This is a genomic window from Massilimicrobiota sp. An80 (genome assembly GCF_002159255.1).
GTDB classification, from domain to species: Bacteria; Bacillota_I; Bacilli_A; order Erysipelotrichales; family Coprobacillaceae; genus Allocoprobacillus; species Allocoprobacillus merdigallinarum.
Genome location: NZ_NFHI01000004.1, coordinates 51,091 through 66,790, shown reverse-complemented (window position 1 = coordinate 66,790; position 15,700 = coordinate 51,091). Strand labels below are relative to the sequence as shown.

The 15,700-nt window shown below is 35.9% G+C and carries 18 protein-coding genes; all 18 read left to right on the top strand.

The window, feature by feature from the left end; all coding sequences use genetic code 11:
• Position 1 precedes the first annotated feature (1 nt).
• The 18 genes from B5G32_RS02220 (at position 2) to dcm (ending at position 15,687) form a co-directional block, all read left to right on the top strand.
• Entirely contained in the window at positions 2-1,735 is a 1,734-nt protein-coding gene (locus tag B5G32_RS02220; protein WP_087935718.1) for an ABC transporter ATP-binding protein, read from the top strand.
• Positions 1,736-1,933: 198 nt separating this feature from the next.
• On the top strand, positions 1,934-2,557 hold the full coding sequence (locus tag B5G32_RS02215; protein ID WP_087935717.1) for a TetR/AcrR family transcriptional regulator: 624 nt from the start codon (positions 1,934-1,936) through the stop codon (positions 2,555-2,557).
• Between the two features lie 76 nt (positions 2,558-2,633).
• Entirely contained in the window at positions 2,634-3,635 is a 1,002-nt protein-coding gene (locus tag B5G32_RS02210) for a class I SAM-dependent methyltransferase (RefSeq protein ID WP_087935716.1), read from the top strand.
• A 127-nt stretch (positions 3,636-3,762) separates the two neighbouring features.
• Positions 3,763-4,029 (top strand): helix-turn-helix domain-containing protein, encoded by a 267-nt coding sequence (locus tag B5G32_RS02205; RefSeq protein WP_087935715.1) that lies wholly within the window; start codon positions 3,763-3,765, stop codon positions 4,027-4,029.
• The gene (locus B5G32_RS02200; protein WP_087935714.1) at positions 4,026-4,574 is read left to right on the top strand and encodes a helix-turn-helix domain-containing protein; all 549 of its coding nucleotides are present in this window, start codon (positions 4,026-4,028) and stop codon (positions 4,572-4,574) included. The genes B5G32_RS02205 and B5G32_RS02200 overlap by 4 nt, the downstream gene beginning before the upstream one ends.
• Before the next feature lie 89 nt (positions 4,575-4,663).
• Complete coding sequence (locus B5G32_RS02195; RefSeq protein ID WP_087935713.1) at positions 4,664-4,894, top strand: helix-turn-helix transcriptional regulator; 231 nt, start codon at positions 4,664-4,666, stop codon at positions 4,892-4,894.
• On the top strand, positions 4,891-5,217 hold the full coding sequence (locus B5G32_RS02190) for a DUF6809 family protein (RefSeq protein ID WP_087935712.1): 327 nt from the start codon (positions 4,891-4,893) through the stop codon (positions 5,215-5,217). Before B5G32_RS02195 ends, B5G32_RS02190 begins: the two co-directional genes overlap by 4 nt.
• Positions 5,210-5,569, top strand: a complete 360-nt coding sequence (locus B5G32_RS02185; RefSeq protein WP_087935711.1) for a hypothetical protein — start codon at positions 5,210-5,212, stop codon at positions 5,567-5,569. The genes B5G32_RS02190 and B5G32_RS02185 overlap by 8 nt, the downstream gene beginning before the upstream one ends.
• A gap of 164 nt (positions 5,570-5,733) precedes the next feature.
• Positions 5,734-6,552 carry a ParA family protein gene (locus B5G32_RS02180; RefSeq protein WP_158093952.1) on the top strand — a complete coding sequence of 273 codons (819 nt, stop codon included), beginning with the start codon at positions 5,734-5,736 and terminating at the stop codon, positions 6,550-6,552.
• Complete coding sequence (locus B5G32_RS02175) at positions 6,545-7,522, top strand: ParB/RepB/Spo0J family partition protein (RefSeq protein WP_087935709.1); 978 nt, start codon at positions 6,545-6,547, stop codon at positions 7,520-7,522. Before B5G32_RS02180 ends, B5G32_RS02175 begins: the two co-directional genes overlap by 8 nt.
• Positions 7,523-7,631: 109 nt before the next feature.
• Complete coding sequence (locus tag B5G32_RS02170) at positions 7,632-8,249, top strand: TetR/AcrR family transcriptional regulator (protein WP_087935708.1); 618 nt, start codon at positions 7,632-7,634, stop codon at positions 8,247-8,249.
• A 126-nt stretch (positions 8,250-8,375) separates the two neighbouring features.
• The gene (locus B5G32_RS02165; protein ID WP_087935707.1) at positions 8,376-10,178 is read left to right on the top strand and encodes an ABC transporter ATP-binding protein; all 1,803 of its coding nucleotides are present in this window, start codon (positions 8,376-8,378) and stop codon (positions 10,176-10,178) included.
• Positions 10,179-11,927, top strand: coding sequence for an ABC transporter ATP-binding protein (locus B5G32_RS02160; RefSeq protein WP_087935706.1), 1,749 nt, complete (start codon positions 10,179-10,181; stop codon positions 11,925-11,927). It begins immediately after the preceding gene.
• A gap of 660 nt (positions 11,928-12,587) precedes the next feature.
• Positions 12,588-12,941, top strand: a complete 354-nt coding sequence (locus tag B5G32_RS02155) for a sigma-70 RNA polymerase sigma factor region 4 domain-containing protein (protein WP_087935705.1) — start codon at positions 12,588-12,590, stop codon at positions 12,939-12,941.
• A 3-nt stretch (positions 12,942-12,944) separates the two neighbouring features.
• Entirely contained in the window at positions 12,945-13,439 is a 495-nt protein-coding gene (locus B5G32_RS02150; protein ID WP_141682740.1) for a hypothetical protein, read from the top strand.
• Complete coding sequence (locus tag B5G32_RS13655) at positions 13,420-14,049, top strand: hypothetical protein (RefSeq protein WP_143746569.1); 630 nt, start codon at positions 13,420-13,422, stop codon at positions 14,047-14,049. The genes B5G32_RS02150 and B5G32_RS13655 overlap by 20 nt, the downstream gene beginning before the upstream one ends.
• Positions 14,039-14,401, top strand: a complete 363-nt coding sequence (locus B5G32_RS02140) for a hypothetical protein (RefSeq protein ID WP_087935702.1) — start codon at positions 14,039-14,041, stop codon at positions 14,399-14,401. The genes B5G32_RS13655 and B5G32_RS02140 overlap by 11 nt, the downstream gene beginning before the upstream one ends.
• Before the next feature lie 14 nt (positions 14,402-14,415).
• A complete protein-coding gene (dcm, locus tag B5G32_RS02135) occupies positions 14,416-15,687 on the top strand; it encodes a DNA (cytosine-5-)-methyltransferase (RefSeq protein WP_143746567.1) in 1,272 nt (423 codons plus the stop codon).
• The last annotated feature ends 13 nt before the right edge of the window (positions 15,688-15,700 follow it).

Sequence of the window (15,700 nt, the reverse complement as noted above, 5' to 3'; positions counted from 1 at the left end):
TATGAAAAAATTAAAAGAAGCGTTATTTTTATCTGATAAAGGATATTCTGATTTGAAAAAGGCAATCTTCGCTTGTACATTAACTAATATAACAATGTTGCTTCCATTTTGCATAACAGTAATGATTTTCAGCGAATTGTTAAATCCGTTTGTTGGGAAAGAGCTTGTATGGGAACATATTTGGTTGCTATGGGGAGCTGGTGTCATTTCGGCAATTTTAGTCTTTTTTGCGGCGAAAAATGATTATAGAAAAACATATATAGCGTCATATAAAGAGTCAAATGTTACTAGACTTCGTATTGCAGAACATCTTAGAAAGCTTCCTATGAGTTTCTTTAATACAAAGGATTTATCAGAATTAACAACCAATATGATGTCCGATTGTAGTAGTATGGAGTCCATGCTAAGCAGTACCATACCACCTCTTATTGCAAACATAATTTCTGCAACTATTACTTGTATCTTGCTTGCTTTTTTTGATTGGCGTTTAGCTATTTGTGTGTTCATAACTATGCCATTTGCATTTTTGATTATATGGCTCAGCAGAAAGTATCAGCAAAAATTATTTGAACGACAAGTTGACGCTAAATTACAGGCTTCAAGTCAGGTACAGGAATACTTAGAAGGAATGAAAATCATTAAATCCTGTAATTTAAGTGGCTCTCAATTTTCAACATTAAATAAAGCACTTCTGACTATGAAAAAAATTGCGGTCAAAGTTGAAATGGCAGTCGGAGTTTTTATGTCCAGCGCAAGCATGATTTTGCAAGCTGGTGTAGGCATAACAATCTTTGTAGGGACTTTATTGTTGCTTGACGGACAGATTGAATTGTTACCTATGTTGATGTTTTTCTTAATCGTGACAAAAATTTATGGTCCGATTCTGGCTATATTATCACAGCTAACTACATTATTAAATCTAAATGTAGTTACAGAAAGAATGAGAACACTTTTAACAACTTCTGTGATGAGTGGCAAAGAGGAAACACCAAAAAACTATGATATTGAATTGAACCATGTTTCTTTTGCTTATAATGAAGAAGAAGTTATCCATGATGTTTCATGCAAAATCCCACAAGGCTATGTTACAGCTTTGGTTGGGACTTCTGGAAGCGGGAAAAGTACGATTGCCAAATTAATTGCAAGATTTTGGGATATACAAAAAGGGACTATAACCATTGGGAATAAAGATATTAAATCAATAAATCCAGAAAATCTTATGCAGAAAATGTCATTCGTTTTTCAAGATGTTACTTTGTTCAATGATACAATATTTAACAATATTCAAATGGGAAATCCAAACGCAACTAAAGAACAGGTATTTGCGGCAGCTAAAGCGGCTTATTGTGACGAATTTGTTCGTAATATGCCTGACGGCTACAATACCTTGTTGGGCGAAAATGGAAGTACACTTTCTGGCGGAGAACGTCAAAGGATTTCTATTGCTCGTGCCTTGCTGAAAGATTCGCCAATCATTCTTTTAGATGAAGCAACAGCGTCCTTAGATCCGGAAAATGAAGTGTTCGTACAGAAAGCCATTGCAAAATTAGTTGAAAATAAAACTGTCATTATAATTGCTCACCGTTTAAGAACCGTTGCTGACGCTGACCAAATTCTAGTTTTGGATAACGGAAAACTTGTAGAGAGTGGAACACATAGTGAACTTATGAAAAAGAATGGCTTATATTACAAGCTGTATCATATCCAGCTGGAAAGTTTAGGCTGGACAGTTTAAATTAAGAATGCACATACATAAGTCAGGAACATTAATGTATGTGTATTTTTTTGTTTATTAACATGTTCAAATTTGAACATGTTTAGCTATGATAAGGAAGCTATAGTTTTCTTGATCATTATCTTTATGCTTGACATTTTCATGTACAAGGATATAATATAACTAAGTTATATAACTTAGTTATGGCGGTGATATGTTGTGGAGAAATCTGATACACAGGAACGTATTCTTGCCTGTGGAAAAGAATATTTTTTAAAATATGGATTTAAAAGTGCACCATTAAGAAAAATAGTAGCGAAGGCCGGAGTGACGACGGGAGCTTTTTATGGATATTATGCCAATAAGGAAGAACTTTTCTATGCACTGACGGATGATGCAGCGAAAGGGTTTATGGATGTTCTTCATCATGTACTTAGCGAAATGAACAGCATTGCAGAAGAAGAAAGAATTTTTAAGATGTGTGATGTCTATATCAAAAGAATACCGGAGATAGCAGAATATCTCCTTGCTCATCACGATGAGATGCTTTTGATCCTTGAATGTTCTCAGGGAACTAAGTATGAGAATTTTTTTGAATCTCTTCAGCGTTCCAATACAGAGAATATTGATGAGTCCTCCAGACATTCAAAAAATAAATTAAATTTGATTTCATTGGATACTATGGAACTGCTGATGAGCGGCTACTTTTCCATTTTAAAAAGGATTATCATAGAGGAAACAGATCATGAGAAAATGATTCGCAGCATGAGTGAAGTAGCCAGAGTCTATGAAGCAGGCATTTTAACCTTGATGCAGAAAAGCAACAACTATAGGATAATTTGACGGTATGAAACAGTACCGTCTAATTATAAAATTATCAGTTAGCCAAATCTAACTAAAGAAGAAAGGAGAATCACAAATGAATAAAAAAAGTGTATTTGATCAGTTAGCTCAGTTATCTTTCCTACCGCTTTATACAAAGGTATTGACAGCATCCTTGCAGCTGGATGTATATTCACATTTAAGTGCAGATATCAGTGCAAAGGATCTGGCTGCCAAGCTAGGGTGGAATGAAAGCAATACTGCTTATTTTTTGGAAGGACTGACTTCAATAGGATTTGTAGTGAAGAACGACGAGATGTTCAGAAACAGCGATGAGGCAGAAACCTATCTTGTCAAAGGCAAACCGGAATATTTGGGAGGCTTTATCCAATATTACATCATGAATGAAGGATCCATGCCATTTGATATTGTCAAACTTGTAACGGAAGGACCTCAGCCTATGCAGCAGCAGACTAATGATCAGTCATTGGATTTTGCAGCAATGGGCGCAATGATGCGTCAGGCTCAGGAAGGATATCGTCAGAAGGAACTGCTGGACATTATTCGTTCGTTGCCTGAAAATAAAACAATAAACAGTATTCTGGATCTAGGATGCGGAACCGGTCTTCTTGGAATGTCAGTAGTAAAGGATAGTGAAAATCGTCAAGGGACATTTGTTGATCTGATGCCTGCCTCCATTATAGAAGAATCGGCAAATCAGATGGGATTGTCCAATAGAATAGAAGTAATCAATGGAAATTTCCTTACAGATGATATTGGAAAGGGTTATGATTTAATTCTTGCAGTATCCGTGGCATTGTTTGCAAAGGAAAATATGGATGCGTTTTTGAAGAAGTGCTATGATGCTTTGAATCCGGGAGGAGTCATGCTGGTTATATCAGAAGCAATCGCAAAAGATCATACTTCACCTTGGGACATGGTCATGGGATATCTTCCGTATTATATGCAGGGAATGGATATGGGTGTTCTAAAGAATGAGGTTAGTGAATCCGCTAAACGTATCGGATTTACGAATTGTGAAAAGCGTACAGAATTATTATGCTCCGGAATACAGGATATTGATATCTTAAGAAAATAAACAATGAATTTGTAAAGAACAGGTGAGATTATAATCCGCCTGTTCTTTTTTAAAAAACTAAAAATATTATCACTGACATCTTTTAAGATACGCGATAAAATGAAATTACAGAAAGGGGTCGAAAGTCATGGCGAAGATCAGTTTGACTGCACAGGCAGCAGGAAAAAGAATAAGAGAATACAGGGAAGAAAAGAAATGGACTATCAATAAGATGGCAGCATTTACTGGCATGGATGCGAAGCATTTAAAGAAACTGGAAGATGGTCTTTCTGAGGGAACATTTCTTGCATATATACATCTGATAGAATGTATGGAGAAGAATATCAGTGATCTGTTTGATCAGAGATTTATGGATATTCTCTATTCATTAGAAACAGGTGAAGTGCTTTCATGAGAGTGAAATCAACGTTGTCTGATCATGATCATATTCATCTGAAGACATTATCCAGACTTCTTGTGAGATACAGGGAACAAAAAGGGTGGTCTGTTGCTGATCTTTGTAAAATGGCACATATAGACCGTGACAGCTATACAAAAGTGGAAAGAGGAGAACGCAATCCTACGATTGGGGTTCTGGAAAGTATCATATCAGTTTATGGTATCGATATACATACATTTTTTTCTACTGACTATCAGCAGATTTATAATGAAGAACAAGCTGAATGGAAAATAGATCAAATGCTTAATGACAATCTTTGCAGAATGATCGACAGACAGAAAGTGATTCAGCTGATTAAAAGATTCAGAAAATCTCGTAAAATCAGTCAAAGCCTGTTGGCAATGGAAATGGGTATTCAAAGAAATTATATCAACAACTTTGAATATAGTCGTTCTAAAGTTACGCCTGAATTATTGAAAGGCATATTGACAATAATGGAAATTGATATAGAAACACTTTTAGATATGCTGGAGGTTCCTGAATATTTACGTAAATTTTGATGTTCAAATTTGAACATCATTTTTTGTTTGTTCTATACTGACAGTTTCAGCCATGCACGACATAATGAATTTGGAGGTGAAGGTAATATATGGAAAATAATTTAGATAATAGCATGATTCTAACTCTATTTGGTGAGCAGGTAAAAAATTTCAGGACCAAGCAATATCTGACACAGGCGGAACTGGCTGAGAAATCACATCTGCATAGAAACTCCATTGTTCTTATTGAGAATGGAAAACAGAACCCAACATTGACATTGATGTATAAGCTGTCCTTTGCATTGAATGTAAAGATGAAAGATCTGGTGGATGATTTATGAGACAATCAAAAGACGAAATCATAGAAATGTACTTAAGAGCAGAACTATATGAAAGGCTGGATTGTTATGAGAATGAGGATTATAAAGCAAAGATCGATCGTCTAACTGAAATGATAGAGGAAATGAAAAAACTGCTTCCATCAGAACAACATGGACTGCTGCATGAGTTTGAGGATATCTATATAGATCTGCTTTCCTATTCTGATCCATACGAATTTGAAAACGGGTTCTGCTATGGAGTATCATTATTGCTAAGTGTCATGGAAAAGGAAAGAGAATTTAATAAAAACTGGAAGGAAAGGAGAAATATAGGCAATGAATAGAAAAAACACTGCTTGTAATGATTCAAACTTTGATAAGATTATGAAAATCTATATGGAGGCATTGGTTTATCTTCAAAATGATGATTATATGCTGAAAAGTCAGGAATATCTAGAAATTGATAACAAATTAGAGGAACAGAAGGATTACATTAAAGTAGAAGCTAATGATATACGATTAGAAGATAAAATAGGAAAATTATTAGACAGATATGATGATACTTGGCAAAGGATGAACTTCATCTATAGATCCTATGGTTTTTTAGACGGATTAATGATTGGAATGTTGATGAAGAATAATTCACAAGAAGATTATTATCAAAAACTTTTTGAATTAATCATAAATAGAATATAAAAGTGTATCTTTCTAAAACCAATTTCTGATACTAGATACTAGATATATGTAGACTGTTGGATAAAAAATTCTGATAGTCTTTTTTTCTAAGATGTTCAAATTTGAACATCTTGGCGCTGACAAATATATAAAAGCACGACATAATGTGTATCGAGGTGATACACATGAAAAAAACAAAGAATATAGAAAGAAAAGGACATATTATTGCGGTAACCAATCAGAAAGGCGGAACAGGCAAGACGACAGTAACCATCAATGTAGGGGTTGGATTATCTAAAATGGGATATAAGGTTCTGGTATTGGATAATGATGAACAGACAAATCTAACAACTGGCTTAATTGTAGACAATCAGTTATATAAGGAGAAGAATTTAGGAAATCTTCTTGATGATGTACTGGATGAAAAGAAGATTAGATTAAATAGATATATTATCCGTTTACGTTATGTAGATATCATAGCAGGTTGCAGAAATCTTTTTACCTATAAGGAAGAATTCAGAAACAGAGAGAATCGCAATACGATTTATAGGGATGTCTTGGAGCAAGCAAGGTATAAATATGATTTTATTATGATTGACTGCCCACCTGTGGCAGGTATCGAAAATGCACAGGCATATACAGCTGCTGACAGCATCTTAGTAGTATCAGAACCTTCCATGTACAGTATGGATGGTATCGTGGACGCTGTTAGAATTGTAGGGGAAGCAAGAATCACTGAAAATCCAAAGCTAAGAGTATTGGGCGTAGTGGTCAATAAGATGCATTTTATGAGAAGAGAAGATAAAGGATATGTGCAAGAGATACGTTCCATGTGCAATGGGAAGGTACATGTATTCGATAGCATTATTCCTGAAAGTGCAGCTATCGCAAGATGTGCTTCATTAGGAAAAAGCATTCTTCAGCATAGAAGCACATCGAAAGCATCATATGCCTTTCTTGATTTGGCACAGGAAATCGTAAAGGAGGTGTCATTAGATGCGTAGACCTAGGGAAATACAGAATATTTTTGGCAATGATGGAGCAATCAGATTTGAGAGAGAAGAATATACTTATCTTGATTCTGATTGTCTGGAAACACATCCTGATCATAAGTTTAGACTTCATACGGGTGTTCGCATGGAAAAGCTGATTGAGTCTATTGAATGTGCAGGTGTCATGCAGGCAATTCTGGTCAGCGAAAGAGATGGAAAGCGATTTTTGCTGGCAGGATATAATCGAGTATATGCAAGCAGGAAAGCAAACAAAAAGATGGTTCCTGCCATCATCAAAAGAGATTTATCAAGAATACAGGAAGTTCAGATTATTAATTTTACTAACTTCTTTTCCAAAGGAACAAATGATTATTCATATCTTGAAAGAGTTAGAGCAATGAAGGCTGAATATAATCAGCTAGTAAACAGTCGAAAAAGGTCAGATGAAAGCTATGAAAAACAGTCAACCAGGGAATATTTTGCCAGTCTTTATGAAATGACAGATTCTACAATGAATAGATTTTTAACACTTGATAAGCTATGTGATGAACTTCTGGAATGTCTTGACGATAAAAAAATCAACATTTCTGTTGCATTAAAATTCGCAGAGTTGGATTATCAAAAACAGGAAAAGATTTATCATTTTCTATTGGTAAACAAAAGAAAAATCAGTATAAAAGAGAGTCTGCTTTTAATTGAGCAATTACATAATAATGAAGAACCAAGATTAGAGGTATCACAAGATGAAAATAAAATGACAAAACTTAACTACAAGATTGATGAAACAATTTTGGAAAATATTCCGTCTGGAAAACAGCGACAGGAAGCTATAGAACAGTCATTGAAGTTCTCACAAAAAAGCCTACCAGATTGGTTTAAAAATCATGATATAGTAATTGCTGAAAAGGATATGTATAACTATGTTTTGAGTATTTTTGAAAGGGTGTATCTGAAATATCCTGAACTTTTGAAAGAGAAGTAGATTTGGTGAGTGAAATAGTTTATTTTATACTTTTTTTATTCTTGACAGGAAGGGAGATAAAGGTGTATTATAACAGTGTTATATATCGCTGTTATATGGAGGTGCGAAGATGCAGGAAACGTCAAGTCCAACATTGGAAAAGATTCAACAGGCGGCTCTTGATGAATTTTTGGATAAAGGATTTAATGGCTCTTCTTTACGCCAGATTGTTAAAAATGCTGGTGTAACAACTGGTGCTTTTTATGGATACTTTTCTAGTAAGGAAGCTTTATTTGCGTCAATTGTTGAACCGCATGCGAAAGCTTTGTTGTCAAGGTTTATGGATGCCCAGCTTTCTTTTGCAGGATTGCCTGAAAAAGAAAAAATAGAACATGTTGGAGTAGAGTCTGGATCTTGCCTTCGATGGATGGTGGATTACATTTGTGAACATAAAGAACCGGTCAAATTGTTGATATGTGGCGCTGCAGGTACGGATTATGAAAACTTTGTCCACAATATGGTTGAAGTTGAGGTGGAAAGCACGATGCAGTATGTAGAAACACTTCGAGTTTTAGGGTATGAAGGACTTGAATTGAGTCGTTCGCTCTGCCATATTATTGCCAGTGGCATGCTGGGTGGTATCTTTGAGATTGTGATCCATGATATGCCAAAAGAAGAAGCTATGCGTGATGTCGAACAGTTACGAGAATTTTATACTGCTGGATGGCTAAAACTGTTTCCAATATAACGTAGAGAATCTGCTGAAAAATGATATATAATGGCTTTCTTGCTTTGTCATGAGTGGAAAGCCTAAAAATCTTCTTTTTTTTAAAATTTAAGTTAGCTTTAACTAACTAGTTAAGGAGGGGTTGTCATGAAAGAAAAGAAGAAAAGTGATGTCGCTGTTTTGTTAGAATATGCAGGGAACCGAAAGGCTTTGACTTTCTTAGGATTAGCCTTGTCAGCTGTATCGATGCTTTTAAGTATGGTGCCTTACATTTGTATCTGGTTGGTAGCCCGTGATCTCATTGCGGTAGCACCGAATTGGACACAGGCACAAGGTATTTCTCAATATGGCTGGATAGCCTTTGGTTTCGCAGTTGGTGGCATTATCATATACTTTATAGGCTTGATGTGTACGCATCTTGCTGCATTTCGTACTGCTGCAAATATTCGCAAACAGGGTGTTGCTCATATGATGAAAGTGCCTCTTGGCTATTTTGATTCCAATGCTTCCGGATTGATTCGTGGACGATTGGACGCGGCAGCGGCTGACACTGAACAGCTTATGGCTCATAACTTAGCTGATATTGTAGGTACAATTGTACTTTTTGTATCAATGATAGTTATGATGTTTATTTTTGACTGGCGCATGGGTTTGGCGTGTTTGATGGCTGTGGTAATTTCGGTGATTGCGATGTTTTCAATGATGGGTGGAAAAAATGCACAAATTGTCGGGGAATATCAAGCGGCTCAAGATCGCATGACAAAGGTGGGAACAGAATATGTTCGTGGTATTCCAGTCGTCAAAATTTTCCAGCAGACAGTATATTCTTTTAAGGCTTTTAAAGAAGCGATAGAAGCTTATAGCAATAAGGCTGAATATTATCAGGCGGATGTCTGCCAAGTTCCTCAAACTGTCAACTTGACTTTTACAGAAGGTGCATTTATTTTTCTGGTACCCGTTGCCCTGTTTTTAGCACCTAGTGCTTTAGCAAACGGACAGTTTGCAGAGTTTGTCACTGATTTTGTTTTCTATGCTGTTTTTTCAGCTATCATTTCTACGGCTCTTGCGAAAATCATGTTTGCTTCTTCAGGAATGATGTTGGCGGGTACAGCATTGGATCGTATTCGTCAGGTCATAGAAGCACCAACTCTCAAGAAACCAGATCATCCACAAATGCCTCAAAATAATAAAGTGGAATTTAAGGATGTCAGTTTTACTTATAGTGGAGCCACAAAACCAGCACTTTCACATGTATCCTTTATAGCAGAATCAGGACAGACAATAGCGTTGGTTGGACCTTCTGGTGGAGGTAAAACAACAGCGGCGAGTCTAATTCCAAGATTTTGGGATGTCAGTTCAGGTGCCGTAGAAGTTGGCGGTGTGAATGTTACACAAATGGATTCTCATGTTCTTATGGATCAAGTCGCTTTTGTTTTTCAAAACAACCGTTTATTCAAAGCGTCTATTTTAGAAAATGTACGCGCTGCACGTCCACAGGCATCAAGAGAACAAGTCATGGAAGCGTTAATGGCAGCTCAGTGCAAAGATATTATTGATAAGTTACCCGATGGTATTGATACACAGATTGGAACTGAAGGAACTTATCTTTCTGGTGGTGAGCAACAGCGTATTGCACTAGCTAGAGCGATTTTGAAAGATGCACCTATTGTTGTATTGGATGAAGCAACAGCTTTTGCTGATCCAGAAAATGAAGCGCTCATTCAAAAAGCATTTGCTACACTTACAAAGGGACGTACTGTCATTATGATTGCCCATCGTCTTTCTACTGTTGTAGGTGCCGATAAAATTATCGTATTAGAAAAAGGAAAGCTTGTTGAACAGGGTACGCATGAAGAATTGGTAAATGCAAATGGTCTGTATGCTAGAATGTGGCAAGATTATAACAAAGCTGTTCAATGGAAAATTACAAGTGATAAGGAGGCAAAGTAAATGTTTGGAGAAAAATTTAAACGCAAGTATGCTCTCACAGATCAAGGTGTACAGAATATAAAAAAAGGAACGTTTTGGACAGTTGCTGTTAACTTGGTCGTTATGATGGGGATGAGTATTCTCTACTTGATGATGGCTGATTTTATGGATGTTCTTATTGATGGAAGTCCGTTATCTCATACCGTGCTTATTCTTACTTTACTTGTCGTATTTGTGTTCTTGTCTTTTATAACACATTTACAGCAATATAAAGCCACTTATGGACTCGTGTATAATGAAGTGAAAGCAACGCGTTTGAGTCTTGCTGAACGACTTCGCAAGCTTCCACTTGGATATTTTGGCAAGCGTGATTTAGCTGATTTAACAGAAACGATTATGGGAGATGTCAATCGTATGGAACATGTCTGGTCACATGTCTTAGGCTATCTCTATGGTGCTTATATTTCTACGACAGTTATCGCAGTTTGTTTATTTATATATGATTGGCGACTTGCTGTGGCTTGTCTATGGGGTGTTCCGGTAGCTTTTGCTTTATTGTTTGGATCAAGAACATTGACTGCTCAAGCATCTCAAAGAACAAAAAGTTATGCTATTCGTGTTTCTGATGGTATTCAGGAAACATTAGAAAATATTAGAGAAATCCGTGCCACTAATCAAGAAGAACGATATTTGGAAGAATTGTATCAAAAAATTGATGATCATGAACGTGTCATGATTCAGGGAGAACTGGGAACCGGACTTTTTGTCAATGCAGCGAGTGTTATTATGCGTCTTGGTGTCGCAACAACAATGCTTGTAGGAACTCACCTCATTTTATCTGGAAGTATTGACTTTATGCTTTTGTTCTTATTTTTGATGGTTATTACACGTATTTATGCTCCTTTCGATCAAAGTCTGGCTTTGATTGCGGAAATGTTTGTTTCACAAATATCAGCTAATCGCATGAATAAAATCTATGAAACATCTTTGGCAGGTGGTATAGAAAAATTTGAACCTCAAGGACATGATATTGTATTTGAACATGTCAGATTTGCTTATGATCAAAATGAAGTTTTACATGATATTAGCTTTACTGCCAAAGAGGGAGAAGTGACAGCACTGGTTGGTCCATCAGGTTCAGGAAAGAGTACTTGTGCAAGATTGGCAGCCAGATTATGGGATATTTCTAAAGGTACAATCAAGGTAGGAGGTGTGGATATTTCCACAGTTGATCCAGAGATATTGTTAAGTGACTATTCAATGGTATTTCAAGATGTTGTTTTATTTGATGATACTGTTATGGAAAATATTCGTCTTGGTAAGCGAGGAGCAACAGATGAAGAAGTACTGGCAGCTGCCAAAGCAGCAAACTGTGATGAATTTGTAGATGTATTACCTCAAGGATATAATACATTTATTGGTGAAAATGGAGCTAAGCTTTCTGGTGGCGAAAGACAACGTATATCCATTGCCAGAGCTTTGTTGAAAGATGCACCAATCATTTTATTGGATGAAGCCACTGCAAGTCTTGATGTGGAAAATGAAACGAAAGTTCAAGAGGCTTTATCAAGACTCCTGAAAAATAAAACAGTATTGGTTATTGCACATCGCATGCGTACTGTTCAATCAGCTGATAAGATTGTTGTACTGGAAAATGGACGTGTCAAAGAGCAGGGGACACCGGCACAATTATATGCTAAAAAAGGACTATATCATCATATGGTTGAATTACAAAATGAAAGTTCTCATTGGCAGCTTGACAATGAATAGAAAAAAGAGTAACGGTAGGTAATAACTTATCGTCATTCTTTTTTTGATGTGAAACAGTTTTTAAGCTTTATTCTAATGTTTTTTACAACCATCTCTATATTTTTGGGACACACTGCTTAGAATAAATGAAAATGTGAAAACGTTGAACCAAATATGAATATAGAGAATAAATGTAAGTATCACTTATATGAATAGATTAATGAAGAAGATGTTTTGAATTAGCTAGAATTTATTTTTAATAAGAAGTTGTCTAAATTAGTAGAATGAGTAATGTAACTGATGATTATGAAATAAATAGAAAACTATCAATTAGATATGAAAAAATCAATGAAAAAAAGGATTTTCTATAGATCTATCAATACTTGTAAGGAAGTTATAAGGATATTCCCGTCTTTAAAATGAGTAAAAAGATTATTTTCCTGATATATATTGAATTATATCAAATTATAAATGTAAAGATAAAAAAATTTTTTTGCACTGCGAAAATAAGTACATTCTAGTGATAACATGATATTGATGATAAGTGAATATTAATGATGATTTTGTGCAAAGAGCTGTTGTTGACAGCTCTTTTTGCATTACAGGGAGTATAATGATTTCTTTAATGATTCATTAGAGTATCTTATTATCTGACAGTTTGAAGGCGGGTGTTACTGATTGATGAGATATACGAAAAAAGATGAAAGAAGACGTGCAATTTTAAGGGAACTGAAAAATTATAAGGGAAATAAGGAACTGATGAAATATTATCAGGAAATCATTGATAACCCACATGATTCAATTCCTCAGGTATATATAGAAAGATGCAAAAAAGATCTAATCAGAGTCAAAGGAAATATGCAGTATGTATTGGAGCTCATTCAAAGACTTCCTGAAAAAGATCAGGAAATGCTGATGGATGTATTTGTATTGGATATGAATAGAAAGGAATTGCTGTCAAAATATAATATGTCAGGAAATCTCTTATATTATCACTACAACCAGATTGCTCGAAAGCTTGCTGATATGGATTAGAGATTGGTTAAAACAGGGACTGTTCACACTGAAATCTTAAAGAGTCTTGTCAATGAATTTTTAAGCTACTCATACTGGCAGAGACAAAAAAGCGAGCTAGAAGAGGATCTGGCAATATTAGAGGAACGTATGTACGAATTGAGTGGTATTTCCTATGATGGTATTCCACAGAAAAATCGTAAACAGAATCAGGAAAGCAGACTTATTCAATTGATTACAGATAAAGAAAAAATAGAAGAACGTCTGCGTTTTATTCAAAGCAAAGAGGATTTTGTAAAAGAGATGATGGATATAATGTCTGAAAATGATCAGGAATTTATCATGAAATCTCTGATATATCGCAGTGCTTATGATACAAATGACAGCATTGGGATGAAAAGCAGCATTACAGAATCTGGTGTCAGATATAAGATAAATACTATCATCAGTAGAACTTTTGAAGAGTATTTGACAAAAGAAACTAAGAAAGGAGGCAAGGTTGAACAAACTGCAGGATGAAACCTTTGACAGCTTGTCACATGATGAATGGATTGTGATGAGCGAATTGCAGAAAACATTAAAGGAAAAGTTCAACCGAAATTACAAGCCCAGAAGACTAAGGGAGCTTATCCGAGAGTGCAGGCTTCTATATAAGGAAAACTGTACAGATATGCTGATCATCAAGTCAAACAGAGGCTATAAGCTTAGCAATGATATGGATGAAATATTTAGGTTTACGCGTGAGCTGATTGAGTGTGGAGAAAGCATGACCAGAGAAGGCCATGAAATCTATCAGGCAGCCTTATCTAGAAATCATCAGATGCCAAAATATCAGAAATATGAAGATTATTGCAGAGATTCCATTAAAAGAATGATGGAGGAAAATCAATTTTCTCACTTGCAGGTATTTGAAATTTCCAAAGGTTTGTCAACCGGGTTATCATACAGTCAGCTTTTTTTATTTGCTAAAGCAGAATATCATCCATATCTGATGCGACTGGCAAGAACAGCATTATCAAATGGTGCTGATCAGGAACAGGTATTATCTATACTGATGGATAATCCAATTCCGGAAATTGCCATAGAAAGATTCAAGAAAATAGAAGAAAAGAGGAATATTGAAAGTTAAACGATTGACTGCGGAAAAGCCAAATGGTGAAATCGTTCTAGTCAAAAAGGAAGTGGATTTTGATATGCTTTCTCCTGTCATTGCAAAAGTGTTGACAGAGGCTATCGAACAGCTTGCTCAATACGAACGCAGTCTAACCAGTGATGAACTGATTGAAATACCTTATCCTATCAAGAGCAGAATGAAACTGCAGGTTGAGGGACGTTTAATGGAAGTAGTCGTTGCTGGCTATGAGCTAAGCAGCAAAGAGATGATTGTCGTTCTGGAAAATAAAGAAGGCATCACGCTTCACATTCCATATAGGGAAGCGTTCAACAGGCTTCAGAAGATTGGCAGCGTGAATGCTGTTTAGGAAATCAGGTGCATTTGAACCTGTATGAGCTATTGCTTCCTACATTCAAATGGCCGAAAGAAAAAACAATCAGAGTCTTTGAAACCTTTGCAGGTATTGGTGCTCAGGCAAAGGGATTTGAAAATCTTCAAATAAATCATGTGGTCACAGGAATAAGTGAAATCGATAAGGATGCCATATTGGCATATGCTGCTATTCACTGTGACCTTAATAGAATCATGCAAAGCTATTCATTTCCTGAAAAGGAAGAAATGGTAGCTTATCTGCAAAAGCTGGATGTCGGATATGACTTCAAAAATCAAAGGCATACGATTACAGAAAAAACAGGTATAGATAAAGTCAAAAGATATTATCTGGCAAATGTCTTATCCAAGAACTATGGAAATATTTCAAAGATACACATGAGTGATCTTCCTGAAATTGATTTTCTGACTTATTCATTTCCATGCCAGGATCTAAGCAGAGCCGGAGCCATGAGAGGAATGGATAAGGAATCTCATACACGTTCTGGACTTCTCTGGGAAATTGAACGAATTCTAGAGGAAGGATATGCAATGAATCGACTTCCTATGATTCTTATGATGGAGAATGTTCCGGAAGTCATAGGAACAAGGAATTTGAAGAATTTCAGAAAATGGTATGCGAAACTGGAGGAACTTGGATATCAGTCATATTATAAGATTCTGGATGCTTCGGACTTTGGAGTACCTCAGCATAGAGAAAGATGCTTCATGATATCGATCTATGGAGCCTATCATTATGATTTTCCTATGCCAGTTCCTTTGACGATTTCACTTCAGGATGTGATGGAAAATAAGGCAGATAAATCTGATTTTATCAGTCATAAGGATATGTTGAAGATGATTTCCGTACATGATGAAACAATGAAGCTGCCCGATTGTTATGTTCCGCAGAATATAGAACATCAAAGATTTAATTTCATGAAATGCATCAATGGAAAGAATATTCATGGAAAAAGAGTGTCACAGACCAATCGCATTTTTGACAGCAGAGGAATCTCTGCAACCCTGACATGCGGTTATACAGGTTATTATCTGGTAGATTCATCTCAATATCCTGATGAAGATATTGGGGATAGGGCAAGAATAGGATATAAGCTAGTCAGAAGGCTGACTGTCAAGGAAGCCTATCGACTGATGGGATTTGCGGATGAAGATGTAGAAAAGGTCATATCAGCTGGTGTCAGCAGACATCAGATGTATCGTCAGGCGGGAAATTCCATTGTTGTCAATGTACTGATGGCTTTATTTAATCAGCTGTTCTAAACAAAGGAGGAAG